Origin of the sequence: Pseudomonas putida (assembly GCF_002025705.1) — a bacterium.
In the GTDB taxonomy this organism is placed as follows: Bacteria; Pseudomonadota; Gammaproteobacteria; order Pseudomonadales; family Pseudomonadaceae; genus Aquipseudomonas; species Aquipseudomonas putida_J.
In genome coordinates this window covers 2,752,001-2,768,998 of the sequence record NZ_CP018846.1, presented here as the reverse complement: position 1 = coordinate 2,768,998, position 16,998 = coordinate 2,752,001, and the positions used below count along the sequence as shown (strand labels likewise).

Genomic DNA, 16,998 nt, shown 5'->3' with positions numbered 1-16,998 from the left:
GACTGGAGGGAATGCAGAGCCAGTCAGTGCTCATCGGCGTGGGAGTGAATGGTCAGTGCGCCGGGTACCTTGGTTCGTTCGAGCCCGCCGCGCTCCAGCCATCGAAGGGTTTGCTCATAGGCACGCTCCAGCAGGGATTCGGTCTGGTCAAAATTGAACACGGAGACATCGACCGGGCACAGCGGCGGAACGATGTGCAGGCTGGCCCGCGTACGGAAGTGTTCGATATCGCTCACCAGCTGGCGCATGCTCATCAGGTTGACGGTGTGCAGGGCCAGGGCAACCAGCCCCTTGGGCGGCTGCGTCAAGGCACAGCTGAATCCCGTGGGGATGACCACGACGTTGTCAGCCCCCAGCGCTACGGCTGTGGAAATCGGCGTGTTGCTCGCCACACCACCATCTACCAGGAACCTGTCGCCAATCTGAACGCTGGGGAACACCAACGGGATGGCGGCGCTGGCCAGCAACGCTTGCTCAAGGTCACCGCTGGACAAGACCGTCTCTGCACCACTGAGCAAGTCGGTGGTGACGATATGCAGAGGCAGCTGCGCATCTTCGATACGGTGAACAGGCAGGGCCTGGCCGAGCAACCGGTGCAGCGCTGCTGGCTGGAGCAGAAAACCACGCCGTTTGATCAGGCCTCTACAGGTATCGAGCCAGGACAGCGGGAAGATGTCGGTTCTGTTCAAGCCTCGCCAGAAATCGGCGAGCGTCTTTACACCCTCAGCGTTTGGCCTGGCGGCAAAGTAGGCGCCATTGATTGCGCCGACCGAGGCACCAATGACCCTGTCGAACTGGACATTGGCCTCGACCAAGGCCCTGAGCATTCCAACTTGAACCGCCCCCAGACTGCCACCACCAGCGAACACGATTGCGGTTTGCGTAGGCATGGCGGCAGCCTCTGTGCAGCGATGTGTCGTCTGAGTGTAGCTGGCTGACGGGGGCAGTTCGTTGGATCCAATGAGTTTAGTGCTGCCTGGGTGCAGCACTACACCCCACAGGTTTCCAGGCAGGTTATGAGCGCTCGCAGGGCAAACCTGAAAGCACAGATTCGAGCCGCTCCATCGTCATGGGTGAGCACGTTTGCATGGGCTCTCGAAGCTCGTTGCTGATCAAGCCCTGGACACTAAGGGCTGCCTTGATGACAGCAGGATTGGGCTCGCTGAATGCCATTTTTATCCAGGGCAATAGCCGATAGAGCGTAGCTCTGGCAGCTGTGACATCGCCTCTGTCCAGCTCCTGCATCATCTGTACGTAAAGGTTTGGGCAAATGTGTGCTGATGCCGATATTGCACCGGCGCCGCCCAAGGCGAGGTTTGTGAAGATCTGCATATCTTCGCCAGTCAGTATCTCTGCGTTGCCGTCGGAGATCAGGGCCATGGTGGTTTCGATATCACCACTGCAGTCCTTCACCGCAGCGATTCTGGGGTGACGCACGATTCTTCTCAGCGTATCTCGTTCAATCCTCACGCCGGTTCGGTAAGGGATGTCGTAGAGGACTACCGGGACAGAAGAAGCGTCAGCGACTGTCTGGAAGAATGACTCGATGCCTTGCTGTGAAGGCCTGATGTAATAGGGCGCAGGAACCAGCAAGCCGGCAATGTCACGGTTCTGGATCTTTTGCTGGAATGCCAGGACTTCCTGCAGGTTGTTGCCTGACAGCCCCATGATCACCTGATGTGGCCGAGCTATCTGCAGAACTGCATCCAGTACCTCGAGTTGCTCATCCTTGCTCATGGCTGCGGCTTCGCCCGTGGTGCCGCATACGACCAGGCCTCTCACACCTCCAGAAAGGAGTGTTTTCACCAAGCCTTCAAGCGCCTCAAAGTCGACGTGCCCCGAATGGAACGGCGTGGCCTGGGCAACCCAGATACCGCGGAAATTAGACATGCATTACTCCTCAGGCAGACCGATTAGTCGACGTCAGAGGAGGGGGCGGGAGTCAAGCGGGGAAGAGACCTGGCGCTATCTGTCCTGTCAGCTCATCTGACGGGACAGCGCCCCGGTCAAATGAGCGGCTGTTTCTTGGATTTCTTGGCAACGGACACGCATGCGCAGGCCTGGGCGCAGAGGCCCTTGGCAGACAGCATGTGGTCAGTGGCAAGAATCATGGGTGAACCGTTGCGAAGGTGTACAAGCGGATATTGCTCAATGCGGGAATGTTTAGTCAATCAGCAATAATCGTTTACCTGGACGATTGGCGCTGTCGCGGTGCCGGCTTCGCGGGCAAGCCCGCTCCCACAAAAATGCTGGTGAGTCCAAGGGCAGCTTTGGGTCGATAGCGGTCGGTCGCAGATGACCGCTTCCGACCCACAGCAGACATCTGGATGTTGGGGCCGCTTCGCGCCCCATCGCCGGCTTGCCGGCGATGAGGCCGGCGCGGGCGCCAGTACTTTCGGCAGGTGGCCGCTATCGACCCATGGCTGCCGTTCGTGGAGGACAGCAAACGGCTTGTATCAGACACTCATCAGGTCCAGCGATGCACCACCTAGTCCATAGAGAAGTGAACGGACACATTCCCCTTCCCTAGAGTCTCGATAAGCTGATCGGGGTTATCAACTCGTCCCAGGTGTGAGTAGGCATAGGTTGACTCAAACGTTTGGTAGAAGATCACCAGCGTATCGTTGCCGTATAGCATCAGATCTCCATTGTGGATGGTGCCAGGCCTCGCCGCACGGGTAGGAAGCCGCTGCGGCAAGGTCGCGTACTTCTCATTGGCGTTGAGTTCGGTCATGTCCAGAGTCAAGGGCAATAACTGAGCGAGTGCCCGTGCGCTTTCATTATCGTCCAAGGTAATAGCGAAGCGCTTTTCACCAATGGTCATCCACATAAGTTCCTCCTTCGGCTCAGGCGCCGCAATTACGCAGCCACTGAGCATCAGCAGCAGGCAGAGCCAAATGCCCGCACGGCAAAAATGCAGGCTGATCATGGAGACTCCTGACTGCGGCCCGGTTGAACACGCATGGCCATGAGGGTCATAGCCGCGCCGATCAATAGAATGGTCGCACTGGTAGTAAAGGTGCTCTGGTAGCCGCTATGGTCGAACAGCCAGCCACCCAACATCGAACCCGAGGCGATGGCAAATTGCACCACTGCCACCATCAACCCACCACCGGCCTCGGCGTCGTTGGGCATCGCCTGAGCGACCCAGCTCCACCAGCCCACAGGCGCTGCCGTGGCCATCAGTCCCCACAGGCCCAGCAGGATCGCCACCGGCACTACCGCGCTGCCAACTTGGATCAGCGAGAGGGCAATCACCGCCATCAGCAGCGGAATAGCTATCAACGTGCGGTACAGTCCTTTCTTCAGCAGGGCGCCGATCAACAACGTCCCCCCCAGGCCGGCAACGCCGATCACCAGCAAGAGCAGCGACAGCATTGTGGAGTCAACCTTCGTCACCGTTTCCAGGAACGGCCTGAGGTAGGTGAACAGCGCGAACTGCCCCATGAAGAAGGCGCCGCAAGCCGCGATGCCGAAGGCCACCGAACGAGTCCCAAGCAGCCTGAAAACGTTGGTCGCAGCTCGCGTGCGCACCTGGGCCGGCATGCTGGGCAGACTGAACCATTGCCAGACCAGTGCGACGACCGCTACCGGCACCAGGCAGATAAACGCGCCGCGCCAGCCGACCACCGACCCCAGATAGCTACCTAGTGGCGCCGCGATCACCGTGGCCAGCGCATTACCGCCGTTGAAAACAGCCAGCGCCTTGGGCACCTGATCGTCGGGCACCAGGCGCATCGCTGTTGCCGCTGACATAGACCAGAAGCCGCCGATGACAACACCTATCAACGCTCGTCCGACCATGTAGAGGGTGAAGCTCGGAGCGAGCGCTACAACAGCGCCGGATATCGCCATAACGCTCGTAAGGATAAGCAGGAGCGTTTTGCGATCCATGCTTCCAGCTAGCCAGGTGATCGACAGGCTGGTCAGCACGGCAAAGGCACCGGAGATCGCGATGCCTTGCCCTGCCGCGCCTTCGCTCACATGCAGATCGACAGCCAACGGTGTCAGCAGACTGACAGGCATGAACTCCGAGGCGATCAGGGCAAAGACGCAGAGCGTCATAGCCAACACCCCGCCCCAGTGAGTGGGGCGGGAAAGTGGTTGCTCAGCGTGAGCAGTAAGTGAGGTATTCATGGTGCCCTCCGGATCACTTCAGGCCGTTCTGGAAGAACTGGGTGAGCTTTTCGAAAGGAATGAGTTTCACCCGGTCATACAGGTCGACGTGTCCGGCGCTGGGGACGATGTAGAGTTCCTTGGGCTCACCAGCCAGGCGGAATGCCTCCTCACTGAATTCGCGCGAATGGGCGTTCTCGCCAGCGATGAACAGCATCGGGCGAGGGGAGATGATCTCGATATCCGCGAACGGATAGAAGTTCATGAACTTTATGTTGCTCGTCAGCGTTGGGTGGGTGGTCAGCTCGGGGCTGGAACCTGCCGGCGTGTACTCACCACGAGGCGTGCGGTAGAAATCGAAGAACTCGCGCTGAATCGGATTGGTATCGTCCGTCAGCTCGTGCACGGTGCCGCTGGTGTACTGAGTCTTGCCGCCGGCGAACTCCACATAGCGCTGCTCGGCTGCTGCTGCGATTGTTTGCTTGCGTTGCTCCGGAGTTTGCGAATGCTTGAGGCCGTTGCGATTGGCGGCGCCCATGTCATACATGCTGACCGTTGCGATAGCCTTCATTCGCGGATCGATCTTGGCCGCACTGATCGCGAAGCTGCCGCTGCCACAGATGCCCAGCACGCCGATGCGCTGCCGATCTACGTATGCCCGAGTTCCGAGATAATCGACAGCCGCACTGAAGTCTTCTGCGTAGAGGTCGGGGAGAACGGCGTTACGTGGGCTGCCCTCGCTCTCGCCCCAGAACGATAGATCCAACGCCAGGGTCACGAAGCCTCGCTCCGCCAGTTTCTGGGCGTACAGGTTGGAACTCTGCTCCTTAACCGCGCCCATGGGATGGCCAACAATGATTGCCGGGCTTCGGGCGGTCGTACCTATTCCTTTAGGGATGAAGAGGTTGCCCACGACCTTCATTTGGTACTGGTTCTTGAAGGCGACCTTCTCCATGGTCACCTTGTCGCTCTTGAAAAAATTGTCTGCACCATTGGACATATCGGCTCCGAGGGCTGTGACCGAGCTGAGCAGAAGGCCCAGGGCTACTAGGAGTCTCTTCATTGGGTCATCTCTCACGGGTTGAAGATCGATCGTCGAGTGTTCTGACGATTGCTTGGGCCGCTCGCGTGCAAAACACATGAGGGCCTTGAGCATTGTCGTGAAATATTGAGACCTTGATTAGCTAATTAATGCTAAAAGCCGCTATAACCTCTGCTACTGAATAAGAGGATTGACGCATGCCTCGGCACAATTTCAACGACCTGCAAGCCTTCGTGACGGTAGCTCGCGAAGGCAGTTTCACCCGCGCGGCAGCACACCTGGGTGTAACCCAATCTGCGGTAAGTCAGGTTGTGTCAGCGTTGGAGGCACGGTTGCAGATTCGCCTGCTTACACGCACCACCCGCAGTGTTTCGCTGACGGCGGCGGGTGAACGCCTCATGCATACCATCGGCCACCGTTTCGATGAGATCGAAGCCGAGCTAGATGCGCTGACCGAATTGCGGGACAAGCCGGCGGGCAAGATTCGTATTACCTGTGGCGACAACATCATCAAGACGACCTTGCTGCCCAAGCTGATACCCCTTCTGGCGACCTATCCAGACATCAAGCTCGAATTCGATATCAACTACGGCTTCCGAGATATCGTGGCTGACCGCTTCGATGCCGGGGTGCGGTTTGGCGGTACCGTAGCGCAAGACATGATCGCTATGCCGATCGGCGGCGATCTACGTATGGCCGTGGTTGCCGCCCCCAGTTATTTCACTGAACATCCCACACCCAAGCATCCTAACGACCTTGCTTCGCATAGGTGTATCGACATCCGTTTTCCCACCTACGGGGGAGTGGAGGCATGGGAGTTCGAGCGCAAAGGCAAAAGGTTGAGGGTGAGGGTTGACGGGCAACTGGTGTTCAACACCACCACCCATATCACTGACGCAGCAGTCGGAGGCCTGGGCATCGCCTACCTGCCCGAAGACGAGTTTTTCCCTTACCTTGAAGAGGGTCGATTGATCCGGGTATTGGAGGACTGGTGCGAGCCATTTTCTGGCTATCACCTCTACTACCCCAGCCGCAGGCAACCTTCCCCGGCCTTCGCTCTTGTACTTGAGGCATTGCGTTTGACGAAGTAGATGCGTAGCGACGGGAGCGGCTCCACATCATTGTCCGAGATGTCCGCTTATGGCAGACATCTTCCTTCAAACGAACGGCTGCAATGGGTCGATAGCAGCTATTGGCGATAGCTCCCAAGCAGGGGGATGTTGCTCCCCGTACCCCCCTACCACCGCCAAGCACCCCTGAAAAACTGCATATCCATGACATCCAGAAGGCAGGCGAGGGCGAGTCATCTATGAGCCAAGTTTCGGGAATGGAAAGCGATTGGCAGAACGCCGGGGAGGGTGCGTTGGCTGGGGATAGGGGCCGAAAATCGGTTCCAAAACTGAAACGGCGACCCTTTTACTATGCGGCCTGTAGCCATGCCGTTTCGTCTTTGTTTTGGAATCGATCAAGTATCGCGCCAGGCGATACCTGCCAGCACGAAATACGCATTCTTGCTCAGGCGCATTCGCGTATAAGCCTGTTCATGCGCTATCGACGTCTGGACCTCAACCTGCTGGTCGCCCTGGATGTGCTGCTCGAAGAGTGCAGCGTCAGCCGGGCTGCGCAGCGCCTCAACCTTGGCCAGTCTGCGACCAGCGCTGCACTGGGCCGGTTACGCGAGCACTTTCAGGACCCGCTTTTGCTGCCGGTAGGGCGAGGCCTGGAACCGAGTGCCCTGGCGCGCCAACTGGCCCCTAAGGTGCGCGAAGTGCTGAGCCTGACGGGCGAAGTGGTGGAGATGTCGGCGGCATTCGACCCCGCCCGCTGTGACCGGCGATTCATCCTGGTGGCCTCGGACTATGTGGCGGCCACCCTGGTTCCGGCGGTCAGTCGTACCCTGGCGCGGGTAGCGCCCGGTGTGTCGCTGGTGGTGCGTGACCTGCCGCTGCCGCGTGATGGCGATGTGGTGGCCGAGGCGCTGGACTATCGCCGCAGCGACCTGGTGATCGTGCCGCAGCCGCGCATCAACCCGCGCTACCCCCACGCCTCGCTGCTCCAGGATGAGCTGTGTTGCATCGTCTGCGCAGACACTTACGGCTACCAACAGGGCCTGAGCCTGGCCGACTACTGTGCGGCCGGGCACGTGGTGCGCGAATTCAGCCATGGCCAGAACCTTTCGCTGGACACCCAGCACCTGCGCGAGATGGGTATCGAACGGCGACTCGATGTGGCAGTGCAGAGCTTTGCCCTGATGGCTGAATTCGTCGTCGGCACGCCGCGTATCGCCACGCTGTTCCGCCGCCAGGCCGAGGCGCTGGCGCGACGCTACCCCCTGCGGGTGCTGGCGTCGCCCATTGTCTTTCCGGTGGCCTCGCAAGTCCTGCAGTGGCAGCCGCAGCAAGCCTCTGACCCGGCCCTGGCCTGGCTTCGTCAGGTGCTGACGGAGCAGGCCGAGGTGCTGGATCAGGGCTGATGGTCGCCGGTATCTGCGACCAGCCCGTGGCTTTCGATGGCCAGCAGGGCGCAGCGCTCGTCGTTGTCCGAGGTGTCGCCACTGACGCCGATCGCACCCAGCACACGGCCCTCGGTATCACGTATCAGGATGCCCCCGGGCACGGGAATCACCTCGCCGTCGGTTAGGCTGTTGATGGCCGCGAAGAACGCCGGCATCGCTTGGGCACGGCGAGCCAGTTCGCGGCCACCCAAGCCCATGCCCAGGCAACCACGGGCCTTGCCGGTAGCGATCTGCGGGCGCAGGAAGCTGGCCTGCTCGTCGCGCAGCACCGCCAGTGGATGCCCTGCGCTGTCGAGCACGGCGGCTGCCAACGGGCGCATGCCCAGGGTGCGGGCTTGGCGCAGGGTAGTGGCGGCCAGTTGCGCGGCCAGTTCTAAGTCCAGGGTAAGCATGTTCACAGGCTCCATTTGCCGAGTTCGGCTACGCGGTCGCGGGTGTAGAGGTCGGTCCATTTCAGCGAGTTGAAGTCCGACACCTGTTTGGGGTTGTAAGCGGTGCGTTGCAGGCGCACCGGCTCGCCGGCCTTGTACACGGCCAGCAGGCGACTGCGGTCCTGGAGGATGCGGATGTCGTCCAGGGGCGAGCCGTCCAGCACCAGCAGGTCGGCCTGCTTGCCCGGCTCGAGCGTGCCGAGGGTCTCGCCCTTGGGCATCAACCGTGCGCCAACGTTGGTGGCGGCGTACAGCGCCTCGGCCGGGGTGAAGCCCAGGCGTCGTACCAGCAATTCGAGTTCGCGGGCATGCCATTCTCCATAGGGAGTGATGGCAAAGCCGCTGTCACTGCCGCAGGCAAAGGGCACGCCGGCAGCCTTGGCGCGCTTGAGTACCGGCGTGCCCACCTCCAGCGTGCGTGCGCAGTAACCGGCGTAGCCGGTGCTGATGGCGGGGTCGTGGGGCTGGCAGAAGTCCACGGTGTTCTGTGGGAAGGTCATGGTCGGGGCCAGCACGCTGCCGGCCTCAAGCAGCGCCTCGATGCAGGCGTCGTCCATGTAGAAGGCGTGGAACACCAGGTCTACGCCGGCCTTGGCGGCATACATGACCGCCTCGCGGCCATAGGCGTGGGTGGCGACGCGGCAGCCGAGGCGGTGGGCCTCATCGACCATTTCACGGGTTTCGTCGGCAGTGAAGGCAGCGATGATTTCACCGTTGGGGCGACGGTGAGTGCCGTCCATGGCGATCTTGATCAGGTCCACGCCATCCTTGGCCTGCTTGCGGATCTGCGCGATGGCTTCGGTACGGCTGGTGACCAGCGCGGCGGTGAAGTATTCCGGCGCGCCGACACGGCTGGGGAACCAGTCGTTCAGGCTCTGCCGGTTGGTGATCACGCGGCTGCTGGCGGCGATACGCGGCCCCTCGAACAGGCCGGCATTGACCGTGTTGCGCACGGCGATGCTGAGTTGGCCGCTGTCGCCGGGGCAGACCATCGAGGTCACGCCTGCGGCCAATACGTGCTGGGCAAAGAACAGGCCGCGCAAGGCGCGGAATTCGTCGCTGGTCCAGATGTCGATGTCCTCTTCGCTCTGGGCATTGCCGAACGCCAGGTGGGTGTGCACATCCACAAGCCCAGGCATGACGAAGTGTCCCTGGGTTTCACGGTCACCAGGCCGTGGGCGCGGCGCCTCTGCGGTCGGCCCGACATGGCGGATCACGCCGCCTTCGATGATCAGCGTGTGCAACGGGCGGGCCTGCAGGCCTGTGCCGTCGAACAAGGTGGAGCAGTGCAGATGAAGGGCGCTCATGGACGAATTCTCCTCGTCTTGTTGTTTGCCGGCAGGCTAGGCCGTGAGCGCTGCCACGCACCAACAGATGCTGTCGATGGCCCGCCATCGATGCCGTCGATACCTGGCCAAGCCTTGTCCTTTCTGGGCTGCACGGGAGAAGTCGGGGGGGCGCAGCGAGTATCGGCAGTGGCGATGCCTGGCATGGTGATTGGCGATTTTTCCTCGGGGCAGGAGTGGGGCGAGGATGCGCCCGCCAATCAATCACCGAGGACAATTCCATGAAGGCTATTCACGATCTGTTGCTGGGCCTGGAGGCCGAACGCCAGCGGGCCCTGGTACAGGAAGATCATGCCCGGCTATACACGCTGTTCGACGATGACCTGCTGTACGTGCACACCACCGGGCTGGTGCAGGACAAGGCGCAGTACCTGGACTATGCCCGTGACGCTGTGCGCTACCTGGCGGTAGAGCGTGGCGAGTTGACGGTGAGGGTGTTTGCCGATGGCCTGGCGCTGATGAGCGGGGCGCAGTGCAACCTGCTGCAAAAGCGTGGCGGCGGCGAGCCGGTACGCGCCGAAGGCTTTGCCACACAGCTGTGGGTGAAACGCGAGGAGGGGTGGCGGATTGCTGCGTTCCACGGCACGCGGGCACCGGCCTGATGACGCGGTGACCCGCTAGCAGTTACCCGGTCAGCCCTTGATGAGGCTGGCCGGGAACTGTCGGCGAAGGAGGTCAGGCGGTATGGCCACCGAGGGTCTCGGCGACCCAGTCGGCGATATAGTGGCCGGCGTTGATGCTGTTGTCGAAGCTGGAGTGCTGCACGCCGCCTTCACGGTCGGTGAAGATCTTCAGCTCACGTTTAGGGCTGTTGAGCAGTTGCTCATAGGTGCGATGCGCCCATTTGAGCGGGATCTGCGAGTCTTTCTCGCCGTGGGTGACCAGGAACGGCACGCGAATGCGCTCCAGTACGCCGTCCAGGTGCACGTTTTCAGCGATACGCATGAAGTCGTCCATGTCCTTCGCCCCCCAGACCCAGCACACGTGTGCCCAGTAGTGTGGCACCGGGAAATTGCCTTCCTTCTCCAGGCGGCGCTTTTGCACATCGCGCCAGTCGTGGTTGGCGCCCCACACCACACCGCAGGCGAAACGCGGCTCGAAGGCCACCGCGCGCGGGCAGTAATAGCCGCCCAGGGACACACCTTCCAGGCCGATGCGCCCAGGGTCGACGTCGGCGCGGGTTTCCAGCCAGTCCACCACGCGGCTGGCCCAGTGTTCGCTGTCGAAGCGTGCGGTCAGGCCGTGCAGGCGTAGCGCCTCGCCAGTGCCGGGCTGGTCGATGATCAGCGACGACACGCCGCGCTTGGCCAGCCAGGCGGGCAGGCCGACGCGGTACTTCATCTCCTTGGTCGAATCCAGGCCGTTGACCTGCACCAGCAGAGGCGCTGGGCCGCTGATGCCCTCGGCGCGCACCAGCAAGCCCGAGAGGTGCTTGCCCTCATAAGGGATTTCCACTCGCTCGCAGTTTTCTGCGGACAGGTCGATACCCCGCGCGAAGGTGTCCAGGAAGCGCTGGTACAGGCCTGCGCGACCCGGCGCGCCATGGGCCTGCAGGCGTTCGCAGGTGAGGTAGTAGGTGGCGGCGCGGTTGTATTTCTCACCGGCGGAGAGGCGTCGGCCAGCCGCTTCGTCTTCCTCGGCCAAGGCGCAGAGTTTGTCGGCCATGTTCGACCAGGTTTCCCTGAAGGCCTGGGTACCGGCAGCATCTGGCTGCTTGGCGGCTTCCAGCAGCGGTGCGCACATTTCTTCGATTTCGCCCATGCGGGCGCCCATCTCGATGGCCAGGTCCACCGAGAGGTTCCAGACGTAGTTGGTAGGGAAGTAACGGAACATTTTTTGTTGTCCTTCTGCGGTCATTGGGGACTGCGCCCACAACTGCGGCAGGCACGCAGGGCGTAGTTCGCAAGCAAGGTACGCAGGCCGGGCAGGGCGGGGCCAATCGTGATAAGGGATGCGAGGTATCTTGAAATGCGATGCCCCGGCACCGTTGCGGTGGCCGGGGCGATGGTGGCGGTTCAGGCGGTGGCGCGCAGGGCGCCTGGCTGCGTCTCGGCGCGCTGGATGAACTCGCTGATGCGCTCGCGCAGCCAGCGGTGCATGGGGTCACCCTCCATGCTGCGGTGCCAGAGCATGAACTCGCGCATTACCGGGATCTTCACCGGTGGCGGCAGGATGCGCAGGGGCAGGTAGCCGGCGTACAGCTCGGCCAGGCGACGGTGCATGGTGGCAATCCGCGGGGTGCCCACCAATAACTGGGGCAAGGTGTTGAAGTCGTTGGTGATCACTTCCAGGCGGCGGTTGAAGCCGTACTGGTTCATGAACCAGTCTTCGATACTCAGGTGGCGGTTGCGGCCAAAGCCCACCGAGATGTGCCCCATCTGCATGTACTGCTCCAGGCTCAACTGCTCGCCGACCTCGGGGTTGTCGCGCCAGACCATGCAGACATGGTCTTCCTCGAACAGCAGCTGTGCCGGATGGCCGTCGATCAGGTAGCGCTCGGGCACGATCATCATGTCGACCTCGCCGCGCATCAGCAGCTCGGCGCTGCCGTCGCCGGGGCTGATCATTTCGAAGGTGATGTGCGGCGCCTGCTGGTGGATTTTCTGGAGAACCTGGGCGAACAGCACGCTGATCAGGTAGTCCGAGGCCACCAGGCGGAAGTGCCGCTTGCTGCTGGCCGGCTCGAACACCGGCTTGGCAGTGATTGACGAACGAATGGTCAGCAGCACCTCGCGCACCGGCTTGGCAAGCTCCAGGGCGTAGGGTGTGGGCTGCATCTTGCGGCCGACCTGCACCAGCAGTTCGTCCTCGAAGAAGGTCCGCAAGCGGCCGAGTACGCCACTGGTGGCCGACTGGGTCATGTGCAGGCGCTCGGCAGCGCGGGTGATGTTCTGCTCATCGAGCAGGATGTCCAGGGCAACCAGCAGGTTCAGATCAAGGTGGTGAAAGCGCATGTGATAGCTCTCGGTTCTTGTAGTTATTTTCGCGATACCTTCCCGCTGGATTACCGATACGTCAATACCTTCCCCTTCTGCAGCCAGCCAACGCCAGGCGCCATGGGCTGGCGCACAGGTATCGCGATTGCCGATGCCTCGCATCCCGACACGCGATTGGTCACCCCGACCCACCACCGAGCAATCTGCGCTCCAGTCGAACGGCCGCCATGCCGCTGCGACCCACTACCGGTGACCCTGCCTCGCCGAATAACAATTTCAATGGAGTGGTAGCCATGAACATTCTTGGTCTCGACGCGCTGGTATTCGGCGTCGACGATATCCAGGCCTGTGCCGATTGCCTGCGTGACTATGGCCTGAAAGCCGTTCAACTGGACGCCGACGGCGGCCGGTTCGAGGCGCTGGACGGCACCGCGATCATCATCCGCCGCGGCGACGACAGCAGCCTGCCGCCAGCGCTGGGCCCTACGCCGTCGCTGCGTGAAACCATCTACGGCGTGGCCGCCGCGACGGACCTGGAGGCGATCGCCGACGAACTGGGCCGTGACCGCACGGTGCACCGCGACGCCGGCGGCGCGCTGCATACCGTCGATGACCTGGGTTTCGCCATCGCCTTCCAGGTGACCTGCCGCCGCGCCTTCGAAGCGCCGGCCGACCTCACCAATGCCCCTGGCAGCGCGCCGCAGCGCCCGCTCAACCAGCTGGGCATCGCTCCAGACATGCCGGCCCTGCCACGCACCTTGTCCCACGTTGTGTACTTCGTGCCCGACGCGGCCAAGGGCGAAGCGTTCTATCGCGACCGCCTGGGCTTCGTCACCACCGACAGCTTCATCGGCGTCGGCCCGTTCATGCGCACAGCCGGCATGGACGACCACCACTGCCTGTTCATGATCCAGACGCCGCCGCACATGCAGGGCTGCGAGCACTTCACCTTCCACATGGGCAGCGGCACCGAGGTGCTGTTGGCTGGCACGCGCTTCCAGCAGAACGGCTGGACCAGCTTCTGGGGGCCAGGCCGGCACCTGCTGGGCTCCAACTGGTTCTGGTACTTCAACAGCCCGCTGGGCTGCCACATCGAGTACGACGCCGACATGGACAAGCACGATGACGAGTGGGCGGCGCGGCAGGCGCCGATGTCGGCCGACAACTCGCAGCTGTTCCTGTTCACCTCGCGGGAGAAATGGGCACCGAGCGGCCCACCGCCGAAGCAGGGTTGAAGCATGGGTTGCGTGGCGCTGTGCCGGCTCGATGCGCTGGGCGAAGGCCAGGCGCGCGGCTTTGACCCGCAGGGCACAGGCGCAGACAGCTTGTTCGCCCTGCGCCACCGGGGCCAGGTCAGGGTCTACCGCAACCTCTGCCCGCACCTGCTGGTGCCGTTGGAGTACCGCAAGGATCGCTTTCTGAGTGCCGATGGCCAGTGGGTCGTGTGCTATGCCCACGGTGCGCGCTTCCGGCCCGAGGACGGCGCCTGCGTCCACGGCCCCTGCCGTGGCGAGGCCTTGCAGGTGCTGGTGCACAAGGAAGTGGACGGCTGGTTGCTATTGCCGCTGGTGCAGCTCGAACGCTGACCTATCGCGCCGCGCGATAGGTCGCATCCCGCGACGCGATTGGTCAACGCCCGGCACAGCCGGGAAGCTGTGCCCAGGCACAGGAAACGGTCGCCTCGCATGACGGGGCGGACAACAAGAACAAGACGTGAGACATGCCATGAATACTGTGAACAACGTGCTGATCGTGGGTGGCGGGATTGGCGGGCTGTGCGCTGCCATCGCACTGCGCCGCAAGGGCATTGCCGTCGATTTGGTCGAGTTGAAGACCGAGTGGACCGTCTACGGGGTCGGCATCATCCAGCAGAGCAACGTGGTGCGCGAGATGCACCGCCTGGGCCTGCTCGAAGCCTACCTCGATGCGGCCTACGCCTTCGAAGACGTGGCCATCTACACCACCGAAGGGCAGCAGCTGGCGCGCATCCCCGGCCAGCGCCTGGCCGGCCCGCAATATCCGGCCAACGTCGGTATCTCGCGCCGCGCCCTGCACAAGGTGCTGAGCGAAACCGCCATCGAACTCGGCACGCGGGTGCGCCTGGGCACCTCGGTGGAAAGCTTCGAGCAGGATGCCAGCGGCGTGGATGTCCTGTTCAGCGACAGCAGCCAAGGCCGCTACGGGCTGGTGGTCGGCGCCGATGGCTTGTTCTCGAAGGTGCGCGGTTTGCTGTTCGGCGACCAGTACCAGCCGCGCTTCACCGGCCAGTCGGTGTGGCGCTACAACTTCCCGCGGACCGCCGGCATCGACCATCTGGCCAACTACCAGGGGCCATCGGGCAACGCTGGCCTTGTGCCGTTGGCCGACGACCTGATGTACCTGTTCACCACCTCGCATGAGCCCGGCAACCCCTGGATGGAGCCCGCCACCCTGGCGCAGGACCTGCGCCAGCGCCTGGCCGGTTTTGGTGGGCTGATCGGCGAGTTGCGCGAGCTCATCGATGACAGCGCCGAGGTCGTCTACAAGCCGTTGGAGGCGGTGTTCGTTGACGAACCCTGGTACCGCGGCCGCGTACTGCTGATAGGTGATGCCGCCCATGCCACCACGCCGCACCTAGGGCAGGGCGCCGGCATGGCCATCGAGGATGCCGTGGTCCTGGCCGAGGAACTCACCACCGACGGCAGCCTCGATGCGCAGTTGCAGCGCTTCATGGGCCGCCGTTTCGAGCGCTGCAAGTTCATCAGCGAAATGTCCTTGCTGGCCGGCGTGAAGGAGGTCCAGCGCGATCCGTCGTTCGACCGCATCGGCCTGGTCAAGCGGATGCTGGAGGTCACCGCGCAGCCGATCTGATTCCCCCGTACCCGGCGCGCCCTGCCTTTTCGGCGCGCCATCGCTTACGCCAACACCTACGCACAAGAACAAGAAAGAGGAAACCCCGATGTTGACTCGCAAAGGTGCATTCGCACGGCCAGTGCCGGCACTCAAGCCCCTCAGCCTGGCGCTTGTCGCGCTGGCTGCAAGCCAGGCGCAGGCCTTCGAATTCGACACCGGCAACCCCGACCTGCGGGTGCGCTGGGACAATACGCTGAAATACAGCGCCGCCTGGCGCACCCAGGACGCCAGCAGCAAGCTCACCGAAGGGCAGACCGCGCTGAACCTGGACGATGGTGACCGCAACTTCGACAAGGGTCTGATCTCCAATCGCCTCGACCTGCTGTCCGAGCTGGACATCACCTATCACAACGTCGGCGCGCGGGTCAGTGGTGCGGCCTGGTACGACGATGTCTACAACCGGGGCACCGACAATAACGACCCCAGCCGCGCCAACAGCTATTCAGTCGGCTATGACGAATTTACGGACGACACCCGCACCCTGCACGGGCGCAAGGGCGAGTTGCTCGACGCCTTCATCTTCGGCAAGACCGAGATCGGCGACATGCCGCTGTCCGGCCGCTTGGGCCAATACGCCATGCAGTGGGGCGAAAGCTTGTTCTACGGCATGAACGGCATCGCCGGCGGCATGGCGCCGGTGGATGTGGTCAAGGGCCTGTCGGTACCCAACACGCAGTTCAAGGAGTTGATCCGGCCGGTGCAGCAGATTTCCGGGCAACTTCAACTGACGCCGGATGTGTCGGTGGGGGCCTACTACCAGTTCGAGTGGGAGGCCAACCGCCTACCGGCGGCGGGCAGCTATTTTTCCACAGACGACTTTTTCGGCGATGGCGCCGAGCGCATGTTCGTCGGCGCACCGGTGTTCCCGGGTGGCCAGCCCCTGGCGTTCTTCCACGGCAACGACAAGGAAGCCAAGGATTCGGGGCAGGGTGGCGTGCAACTGCGCTGGCGCACAGAGACCGTCGATTGGGGCCTGTACGCCATCCGCTTCCACGACAAGTCGCCGCAGCTCAACGTGCGCCCGGACTTCGCCAGCCTCGACCCGGTCAGCGGCAAGGCCGGCGAGTTCTACTGGGTCTACCCCGAGGGCATCGAGGCCTTCGGTGCCAGTTTCTCCACCACTGTAGGCAACTTCAACCTCGCCGGTGAGTTGTCCACGCGTTGGAACCAGCCGCTGGCCTCTACCAGCCAGCATGCGCTGGCCGTGGGCGAGGCAATCGACAACGACGACAACCCGCTGTACGCCACCGGGCGCACGCTGCACGCCAACTTCTCCTGGCTTGCCAGCCTAGAGCCGAACTTCATCGCTGCCGAGTCGAGCTTCCTTGGCGAAATCGCCTGGAACCGGGTGATGAGCGTGAGCAAGAACGCCGATGCCGTTGACCCCAACGCCGACCGTGACGCCACTAGCCTGCGCCTGGTGTTCGAGCCGATGTACCGGCAGATCCTGCCCGGCCTCGACTTGTCGGTGCCGATCGGTGCGAGCTACACCAACGGCGCCTCGATGGCGCTGGGCACCGGCTTTGGCACCGACCATGGCGGCGATTTGAACATCGGTCTGAAGGGCAACTACCTCAACACCTGGAGCCTGGGCCTGACCTACACGCACTTCTACGGCCCGGAGAACACCTTCCTCGACGCCGACAGCCACTACACCTTCGAACAGTCGCTCAAAGACCGCGACTTCATCGCCTTCACCGTCAGCCGCACCTTCTGACCG

General features: G+C 62.6%; 16 protein-coding genes. 7 read left to right on the top strand and 9 right to left on the bottom strand.

The window, feature by feature from the left end; genetic code table 11:
* Nucleotides 1-23 precede the first annotated feature (23 nt).
* The 5 genes from BUQ73_RS12405 to BUQ73_RS12385 all read right to left on the bottom strand — a co-directional run bounded on the left by BUQ73_RS12405 (nt 24) and on the right by BUQ73_RS12385 (nt 5,179).
* Nucleotides 24-890: a patatin-like phospholipase family protein gene (locus tag BUQ73_RS12405; protein WP_079228191.1), complete on the bottom strand. Its 867-nt coding sequence runs from the start codon at nt 888-890 to the stop codon at nt 24-26.
* Between the two features lie 124 nt (nt 891-1,014).
* Nucleotides 1,015-1,890, bottom strand: coding sequence for a 4-hydroxy-tetrahydrodipicolinate synthase (dapA, locus tag BUQ73_RS12400; protein ID WP_079228190.1), 876 nt, complete (start codon nt 1,888-1,890; stop codon nt 1,015-1,017).
* Between the two features lie 598 nt (nt 1,891-2,488).
* On the bottom strand, nt 2,489-2,929 hold the full coding sequence (locus tag BUQ73_RS12395; RefSeq protein ID WP_079228189.1) for a cyclophilin-like fold protein: 441 nt from the start codon (nt 2,927-2,929) through the stop codon (nt 2,489-2,491).
* Nucleotides 2,926-4,137 carry an MFS transporter gene (locus tag BUQ73_RS12390; protein ID WP_079228188.1) on the bottom strand — a complete coding sequence of 404 codons (1,212 nt, stop codon included), beginning with the start codon at nt 4,135-4,137 and terminating at the stop codon, nt 2,926-2,928. The genes BUQ73_RS12395 and BUQ73_RS12390 overlap by 4 nt, the downstream gene beginning before the upstream one ends.
* A gap of 13 nt (nt 4,138-4,150) precedes the next feature.
* The gene (locus tag BUQ73_RS12385) at nt 4,151-5,179 is read right to left on the bottom strand and encodes an alpha/beta hydrolase (RefSeq protein WP_079230546.1); all 1,029 of its coding nucleotides are present in this window, start codon (nt 5,177-5,179) and stop codon (nt 4,151-4,153) included.
* A gap of 176 nt (nt 5,180-5,355) precedes the next feature.
* Between BUQ73_RS12385 and BUQ73_RS12380 the strand changes: the two genes are divergently transcribed.
* Nucleotides 5,356-6,249 (top strand): LysR family transcriptional regulator, encoded by an 894-nt coding sequence (locus tag BUQ73_RS12380; protein WP_079228187.1) that lies wholly within the window; start codon nt 5,356-5,358, stop codon nt 6,247-6,249.
* 452 nt (nt 6,250-6,701) lie between these two features.
* Entirely contained in the window at nt 6,702-7,631 is a 930-nt protein-coding gene (locus BUQ73_RS12375) for a LysR family transcriptional regulator (protein ID WP_079228186.1), read from the top strand.
* Here the strand turns inward: BUQ73_RS12375 and BUQ73_RS12370 are convergent.
* On the bottom strand, nt 7,622-8,065 hold the full coding sequence (locus BUQ73_RS12370; protein WP_079228185.1) for a GlcG/HbpS family heme-binding protein: 444 nt from the start codon (nt 8,063-8,065) through the stop codon (nt 7,622-7,624). The genes BUQ73_RS12375 and BUQ73_RS12370 overlap by 10 nt on opposite strands.
* A 2-nt stretch (nt 8,066-8,067) precedes the next feature.
* Nucleotides 8,068-9,411, bottom strand: coding sequence for a metal-dependent hydrolase family protein (locus BUQ73_RS12365; RefSeq protein WP_079228184.1), 1,344 nt, complete (start codon nt 9,409-9,411; stop codon nt 8,068-8,070).
* A 260-nt stretch (nt 9,412-9,671) separates the two neighbouring features.
* Here BUQ73_RS12365 and BUQ73_RS12360 point away from each other — a divergent pair, with 260 nt between their 5' ends.
* Nucleotides 9,672-10,052: a nuclear transport factor 2 family protein gene (locus BUQ73_RS12360; protein WP_079228183.1), complete on the top strand. Its 381-nt coding sequence runs from the start codon at nt 9,672-9,674 to the stop codon at nt 10,050-10,052.
* A 73-nt stretch (nt 10,053-10,125) separates the two neighbouring features.
* Here the strand turns inward: BUQ73_RS12360 and BUQ73_RS12355 are convergent, their stop codons facing one another.
* Together BUQ73_RS12355 and BUQ73_RS12350 are read right to left on the bottom strand one after the other, a co-directional pair.
* Nucleotides 10,126-11,283, bottom strand: coding sequence for an alpha/beta hydrolase family protein (locus BUQ73_RS12355; protein WP_079228182.1), 1,158 nt, complete (start codon nt 11,281-11,283; stop codon nt 10,126-10,128).
* A 182-nt stretch (nt 11,284-11,465) separates the two neighbouring features.
* Nucleotides 11,466-12,404, bottom strand: coding sequence for a LysR family transcriptional regulator (locus tag BUQ73_RS12350; protein ID WP_027916890.1), 939 nt, complete (start codon nt 12,402-12,404; stop codon nt 11,466-11,468).
* A 275-nt stretch (nt 12,405-12,679) separates the two neighbouring features.
* Between BUQ73_RS12350 and BUQ73_RS12345 the strand changes: the two genes are divergently transcribed.
* The 4 genes from BUQ73_RS12345 to BUQ73_RS12330 all read left to right on the top strand — a co-directional run bounded on the left by BUQ73_RS12345 (nt 12,680) and on the right by BUQ73_RS12330 (nt 16,995).
* Nucleotides 12,680-13,621 (top strand): VOC family protein, encoded by a 942-nt coding sequence (locus BUQ73_RS12345; protein WP_079228181.1) that lies wholly within the window; start codon nt 12,680-12,682, stop codon nt 13,619-13,621.
* 3 nt (nt 13,622-13,624) lie between these two features.
* Nucleotides 13,625-13,972: a Rieske (2Fe-2S) protein gene (locus BUQ73_RS12340; protein WP_079228180.1), complete on the top strand. Its 348-nt coding sequence runs from the start codon at nt 13,625-13,627 to the stop codon at nt 13,970-13,972.
* Nucleotides 13,973-14,111: 139 nt separating this feature from the next.
* Entirely contained in the window at nt 14,112-15,236 is a 1,125-nt protein-coding gene (locus tag BUQ73_RS12335; RefSeq protein ID WP_079228179.1) for an FAD-dependent oxidoreductase, read from the top strand.
* Nucleotides 15,237-15,324: 88 nt separating this feature from the next.
* The gene (locus tag BUQ73_RS12330; RefSeq protein WP_079228178.1) at nt 15,325-16,995 is read left to right on the top strand and encodes a DUF1302 domain-containing protein; all 1,671 of its coding nucleotides are present in this window, start codon (nt 15,325-15,327) and stop codon (nt 16,993-16,995) included.
* Nucleotides 16,996-16,998: the final 3 nt, after the last annotated feature.

What these genes read in the sequence shown, in the direction of transcription:
- BUQ73_RS12355 (WP_079228182.1), bottom strand. Translation starts at nt 11,283, where the DNA reads ATGTTCCGTTACTTCCCTACCAACTACGTCTGGAACCTCTCGGTGGAC.
- BUQ73_RS12395 (WP_079228189.1), bottom strand. Translation starts at nt 2,929, where the DNA reads ATGATCAGCCTGCATTTTTGCCGTGCGGGCATTTGGCTCTGCCTGCTG.
- BUQ73_RS12365 (WP_079228184.1), bottom strand. Translation starts at nt 9,411, where the DNA reads ATGAGCGCCCTTCATCTGCACTGCTCCACCTTGTTCGACGGCACAGGC.
- BUQ73_RS12345 (WP_079228181.1), top strand. Translation starts at nt 12,680, where the DNA reads ATGAACATTCTTGGTCTCGACGCGCTGGTATTCGGCGTCGACGATATC.
- BUQ73_RS12405 (WP_079228191.1), bottom strand. Translation starts at nt 890, where the DNA reads ATGCCTACGCAAACCGCAATCGTGTTCGCTGGTGGTGGCAGTCTGGGG.
- BUQ73_RS12340 (WP_079228180.1), top strand. Translation starts at nt 13,625, where the DNA reads ATGGGTTGCGTGGCGCTGTGCCGGCTCGATGCGCTGGGCGAAGGCCAG.
- BUQ73_RS12375 (WP_079228186.1), top strand. Translation starts at nt 6,702, where the DNA reads ATGCGCTATCGACGTCTGGACCTCAACCTGCTGGTCGCCCTGGATGTG.
- BUQ73_RS12380 (WP_079228187.1), top strand. Translation starts at nt 5,356, where the DNA reads ATGCCTCGGCACAATTTCAACGACCTGCAAGCCTTCGTGACGGTAGCT.
- BUQ73_RS12330 (WP_079228178.1), top strand. Translation starts at nt 15,325, where the DNA reads ATGTTGACTCGCAAAGGTGCATTCGCACGGCCAGTGCCGGCACTCAAG.
- dapA (WP_079228190.1), bottom strand. Translation starts at nt 1,890, where the DNA reads ATGTCTAATTTCCGCGGTATCTGGGTTGCCCAGGCCACGCCGTTCCAT.
- BUQ73_RS12370 (WP_079228185.1), bottom strand. Translation starts at nt 8,065, where the DNA reads ATGCTTACCCTGGACTTAGAACTGGCCGCGCAACTGGCCGCCACTACC.
- BUQ73_RS12385 (WP_079230546.1), bottom strand. Translation starts at nt 5,179, where the DNA reads ATGAAGAGACTCCTAGTAGCCCTGGGCCTTCTGCTCAGCTCGGTCACA.
- BUQ73_RS12335 (WP_079228179.1), top strand. Translation starts at nt 14,112, where the DNA reads ATGAATACTGTGAACAACGTGCTGATCGTGGGTGGCGGGATTGGCGGG.
- BUQ73_RS12390 (WP_079228188.1), bottom strand. Translation starts at nt 4,137, where the DNA reads ATGAATACCTCACTTACTGCTCACGCTGAGCAACCACTTTCCCGCCCC.
- BUQ73_RS12350 (WP_027916890.1), bottom strand. Translation starts at nt 12,404, where the DNA reads ATGCGCTTTCACCACCTTGATCTGAACCTGCTGGTTGCCCTGGACATC.
- BUQ73_RS12360 (WP_079228183.1), top strand. Translation starts at nt 9,672, where the DNA reads ATGAAGGCTATTCACGATCTGTTGCTGGGCCTGGAGGCCGAACGCCAG.